General features: G+C 32.0%; 1 protein-coding gene. It reads left to right on the top strand.

The annotated features are described in order from the left end of the window. Positions 1-1,328 (top strand): putative sodium/potassium/calcium exchanger (locus tag UDIV_RS00605; protein WP_231428071.1); only part of this gene is annotated, 1,328 nt, incomplete at its 5' end. Between the last annotated feature and the right edge of the window lie 370 nt (positions 1,329-1,698).

Below are 1,698 nucleotides of genomic sequence, written 5' to 3'. Positions count from 1 at the left end.
GTGCTATTATGGCAGGGGTTAGTGTTATAGGAGTGGTTGCAGCTTGTGCACCTACAAAGGCGAAACCAGCTAAACCCACTGAAAAGAAAGTAGAACAACCACAAACAGGTGGCTCTGAATCTTCAAAACAAGGTAGCGGAAGTACTACAACTGGAACTAAACAAGGTTCAGAAACTGGTGGTTCAACCGACTCATCAGGCGGTTCTACTACAACTACTAAACCAAAAGAAAATGAAACTAAACCAACTAAACAAAATGGAAATACAGAATCAATGAAAGATGGAGAAAAACCTAATTTAGGTTCTAATCCATCTAATGGTTCTTCAAACTCAGGAAGCAATAATTCAGGTTCACAAAACCCTAACACTCAAGCAAAACCTGAAAAAGGTAAAAAAGAAACTACTCCAAAAGATGGTACTGAAGGTGGAAGTCAATCAGATCAACCCGCACAACCACAAACTCCACCTGCATCAGGTAAAGAAACAGATACAGGTAAACAACAAGATGGTACTAGCTCTGAAAATGGACAAAATTCAAATAACGGAAAAACAGAACAACCACCTGTAGACAGCGGAAGTACTAAACCAAAAGACTCAGAAATGAAACAAGATACAGAAAAAGGTGGAGGTGATTCTAGTAAATCAGACGCCGGAGAATCTACTGAAACTAAGAAAATGGAAGACACACCATCATCAAGCGAAAATGATGATAAACAAAATTTAGAGAAACAACTACAAACTAAAAAAGACGAAGCTAAAGCATCGATTGCTAAATTAACTAATCTTATAAAAGAAGATGTAACTGAATTCGAAAAACAAATTGATCAAATTAAGACACAAGATGAACTAAAGCAAATTGAAGAAATTCTAAAAGCAGCAAAAGAAAGGGATACAGAACGTAAAAATAAATTAACACCTGTTTCTAGTACAGTAATAATCCCAGAAACTCAGAAAGATCGTAATTATCTTCATTTTGAATTCCAAATTAGTAAAGAAGGTCTTGATAAAATACAAAATAAGAAATTAAAACTAACACTAGATGTAGTAGGGAAAAACGGAGAACAATTTCAGCCTGTTGAAGATAGTGCAGCAAATTATGGTGATGACACTAATGGGTTATATGTTGCCCCTATTAAATACACAAAAAATGGATTAATTCTAGTAAAAATAGAAACACATAGCTATTTCAATAAGGAATTAAAATCTCCGGAAGGAAAATATAAACTTACTAAAATATGAGATAGTACTGATCCAAGTATGGAAAACTTATTGAACACACCAACATCAGAACTTGAAATATCTTATACACCAACAAGTCCTAAGCCTTAATGATTTACAATAATAAAATCAATTAAGAACTAAAGAATATATAAAAATTAGAATGCACTTTTTATTAGTGTGTTCTATTTTTTTAACACCAATTTATAAATAAATTCAGGACGAAATAAACAAATTAAAAGTTATCATTGTAAAAATAACCATATTAACTACTTTTTAGTTTAATATCAAAGCAAATTGAATATGTAAATTCTTTTAAATTTAAAGCTTTTTAAATAACTACAGTTTCAAAATCACATCCCCCTAATTTTTATAAAGCAGTGTGGTTTTATCCTGACACTCGAACTCAAAAACACAAAACTACAAACCTATGATAAATTTAATAAAATATACTTAACCGGAACATCCAACCCAAAAGTCC

The organism is Ureaplasma diversum NCTC 246, assembly GCF_000731915.1.
Lineage (GTDB): Bacteria > Bacillota_I > Bacilli_A > Mycoplasmatales > Mycoplasmoidaceae > Ureaplasma > Ureaplasma diversum.
This window is presented reverse-complemented; position numbering and strand designations above follow the sequence as displayed.